Source organism: Actinocrinis sp. (assembly GCF_035605935.1).
Taxonomy (GTDB): domain Bacteria; phylum Actinomycetota; class Actinomycetes; order Streptomycetales; family Catenulisporaceae; genus Actinocrinis.
In genome coordinates this window covers 1-3,003 of sequence record NZ_DATNGK010000086.1, presented here as the reverse complement: position 1 = coordinate 3,003, position 3,003 = coordinate 1, and the positions used below count along the sequence as shown (strand labels likewise).

The 3,003-nt window shown below is 68.4% G+C and carries 5 protein-coding genes; 2 read left to right on the top strand and 3 right to left on the bottom strand.

All coding sequences use genetic code 11. The annotated features are described in order from the left end of the window. Nucleotides 1-107 (bottom strand): dioxygenase (locus VN779_RS07905; protein WP_325721677.1); only part of this gene is annotated, 107 nt, incomplete at its 3' end. A 38-nt stretch (nt 108-145) separates the two neighbouring features. Continuing rightward, nucleotides 146-1,219: a maleylacetate reductase gene (locus VN779_RS07900; protein ID WP_325721675.1), complete on the bottom strand. Its 1,074-nt coding sequence runs from the start codon at nt 1,217-1,219 to the stop codon at nt 146-148. Between the two features lie 103 nt (nt 1,220-1,322). Between VN779_RS07900 and VN779_RS07895 the strand changes: the two genes are divergently transcribed. Further along, a complete protein-coding gene (locus VN779_RS07895) occupies nt 1,323-2,291 on the top strand; it encodes a LysR family transcriptional regulator (RefSeq protein ID WP_325721673.1) in 969 nt (322 codons plus the stop codon). Between the two features lie 21 nt (nt 2,292-2,312). Then, on the top strand, nt 2,313-2,879 hold the full coding sequence (locus VN779_RS07890) for a TetR/AcrR family transcriptional regulator (RefSeq protein WP_325721671.1): 567 nt from the start codon (nt 2,313-2,315) through the stop codon (nt 2,877-2,879). A gap of 1 nt (nt 2,880) precedes the next feature. Here the strand turns inward: VN779_RS07890 and VN779_RS26370 are convergent. Then, nucleotides 2,881-3,003: SHOCT domain-containing protein (locus VN779_RS26370; protein ID WP_349260699.1), on the bottom strand; the 123-nt coding region annotated here is incomplete at its 5' end.

Sequence of the window (3,003 nt, the reverse complement as noted above, 5' to 3'; positions counted from 1 at the left end):
GCCTCGGTGAGCCGGACCTCGCGCGCGAAATCGTGCAGATGCCGGACCAGGCTGCTCATCACCTCGCGCAAGCGTTCTGAGGGAGCGCCGGCGAAACTCGCGATCACCTCGTCGGTGACGGCCTGTTCTCGAACCTGTTGGATGCTCACGGTTTCTCCTCCTCTGCCTCACCCGACCACGCCGCCTCGAGCAGCGAACGCAGGGCGACCATGGTCACCGGAACCGGGTTGTCGGCCGGGACTTCGGGCTCGATCAGGGCAACCGCCTCGTCCAGTTGGTCGTTGCGTAATCCGATGTCGCGCAGCCCCGTTGGGATACCGACCCGTTTCGACAGGCTCTGCAGGCCGGCAACGGGGTCGGCAACGCCAAGGGCGCGGCCGATGCGTGCCGCGGCGGAGGTCGCGCCGGGCGCGTTGAATGCCAGGACATGCGGCAGCACGATCGCGTGCGTTTCGGCGTGCGGCAGGTCGTAGGCGCCGCCAAGCACATGGCAGATCTTGTGATGCAGTCCCGAACCCGCGACGGCGAACGCGCTGCCCGCAAGATAGGCGCCATAGAGCAGATCCGAGCGGGCATCCAGGTCGGCACCGTCGATGACGACGGCGGGGAGTCCGGTCGCCAGGGCGCGGAGCCCTTCTTCGGCGGCGAGCGAGCTGATCGGATTGCGTCGCGGCGCCCAGAACGCCTCCACGCAGTGCGCCATCGCGTTCAAGCCGCTGGCGGCAGACAGCCCGGCGGGTAATGACACCGTGAGTTCGGGGTCGTAGACCACCACGCGCGGCAGCACCACCGGATCGGTGCCGGTGCGCTTGCGCTCGCCTTCGGTGAGGCCCCACACCGGAGTCACCTCGGAGCCGGCGTAGGTGGTGGGGACGGCGACGATGGGCAGCCCCGTGGTGAGCGCGACCGCCTTCGCGGTACCGGTGGTGGAACCTCCGCCGACGCTGAGCAGCGCATCCGCGCCGACCTCGGCCGCCATCGCGCGGGCCGCCTCGGCGACCGCTACCGGCACATGTGGGCGGACGCCGGCAAACGTCGCGACGATGCGATCGGCGACCGGCGTCAACAGCTCCCGTGCCTTCGCCTCTTCGGAGGCGGTCGCGATCAGCAGCAACCGGGAACTCCCGAGCCGATCCACCTCGCCGGCAAGCCGCTGCCGAGCCGCGCCCCGGCCGAAGACGATCCGTCCGGGCAGCGCATCGTAGCTGAACTCCAGCACCGTCGACCTCCGATCTCCGTTCGGCTTCGTGATGCCGTTCACACTTCTCCGCTCCGAGGTATATGTCCAATACCTATTTGCTGCCTCAGCCATATACTTCGGTATGGATCTGCGCCAACTTCGGTACTTCCTGACGGTTGCCGAGGAGCATTCGGTGACCCGGGCAGCCGCGCGGCTGCACCTGACGCAGCCGCCACTGACGGTGCAGTTGTCCCGCCTGGAACGCGAGCTCGGGGTCCCGCTGCTGATTCGGCATCGCCGCGGCGTCGACCTGACCGACGCCGGCCGGTACCTTGCGACCCACGCGCGACGGCTACTCGCCGAGGTCGACGGGCTCGCGGAGTCCGTCCGGCAGTTGGGGGAGGGGCGCAGCGGGCGGCTTGCGCTCGCGTTCGACTCGGCGACGGCTTGGGAGGTGTTGCCGCAACTCCTGGAACGCTTCCTTGTCGATCGTCCCGATGTGGTGCTCGACGTCAGCGAGGAGACCGCGGACGGCGTGCTGGAGGCAGTTCGCTTGCGCCGCACCGACCTTGGGCTGGTGCACCTGCCGCCACCGACGGTCGCGCGGACTCGGGACCCGCAGCTGGACTTCGCAGTTGTGCATCGCGAGCCGCTGGTTGCGGTGCTGCCCGCGGCGCTCGCCACGCAACATGGCGAGCGGGCTGACCTCGCAGCTCTGGCCGCACAGCAATTTCTGGCCCCGGCGCCCGGCGCCTGGGGCGGGCTGCAACGGCACCTCGTCGAGGCCTGCCGGCAGGCCGGATTCGAGCCGAACGTGCGGGATGTCAAACTCGTCCCCACCGTGGTGGCGTTGGTCGGTGCCGGCCTCGGGGTCTCGATCCTGCCGTCATCGGTGCGAGCCGTCCGCGGCGACAAGGTCGCTTTGCTTCCGCTTGCCCGGCACGTGCCGGTGGTCGAAACCGCAATCGTTCGGCGTCGCGATGAACCGCCCGCGCCGCCCGCAGCGCATCTGCTGCGGCTTGCCCTTTCCACCCCGGAGCCGGACATGCTTGCCCCCGAACTCGCCCCCGCCCGCACCGGACGGGATGCGGTGTGGCAGTGGGGCGAGTAGGCGCCTGCAATATAAGAACTGATGCCTACCAATCCTGAACGACGGACGCAGATCCTCGACGCCGCGATCGACATCCTGTGTGACGACGGTGTCGGGGGTCTGACGCATCGGCAGGTCGACAGCCGCGCCGGTGTGCCGGCGGGCACCACGTCGAATTACTTCCGGACCCGCCAGGCGCTGCTGGAAGCGACCGCGGCCCGGACGGTGGATCTGCACTGGCAGCGCGTCGAGGCACTGCAGTCGGCGATCGGCCCGCTAAGCCGTGATGGGTTGAAAGCGTTGATGGTTCGCATGCTCGAGCCCGATGAGCAGTTTCGGCGCTGGACGCTGGCGCGGTTTGAACTGTTCATGGAGAGCACCCGGCGTGAGGAGCTGCGGCCGTTGATGGCGGAGCTGCAGGCGGCCGCGGTGAAGTCGGCGACGCTCATCATTGAGGCCGCCGGCTTGACCCCGACGCCGGAACGGATGGACGAGCTCAGCAGGATGCTCAACGGCTTTGTGTTCATCAACCTCACCATCGCACCCGTGCCGCGCGCGCAAGATGCCGCCGGTCTTGTGGACCGACTGCTGAGTGCCTTCCTCGACTAATTCAGCTGAGCGCCTTTGCCTTTAGCGAATCGAACTCAGCCTGGGTGATCGAGCCGGAATCGAGCAGGGCCTTGGCGTCGGCGATCTCCTGTGCAGGTGAGCGTCCGGCCGCCTCGCGGATGTA

What these genes read in the sequence shown, in the direction of transcription:
- VN779_RS07890 (WP_325721671.1), top strand. Translation starts at nt 2,313, where the DNA reads ATGCCTACCAATCCTGAACGACGGACGCAGATCCTCGACGCCGCGATC.
- VN779_RS07895 (WP_325721673.1), top strand. Translation starts at nt 1,323, where the DNA reads ATGGATCTGCGCCAACTTCGGTACTTCCTGACGGTTGCCGAGGAGCAT.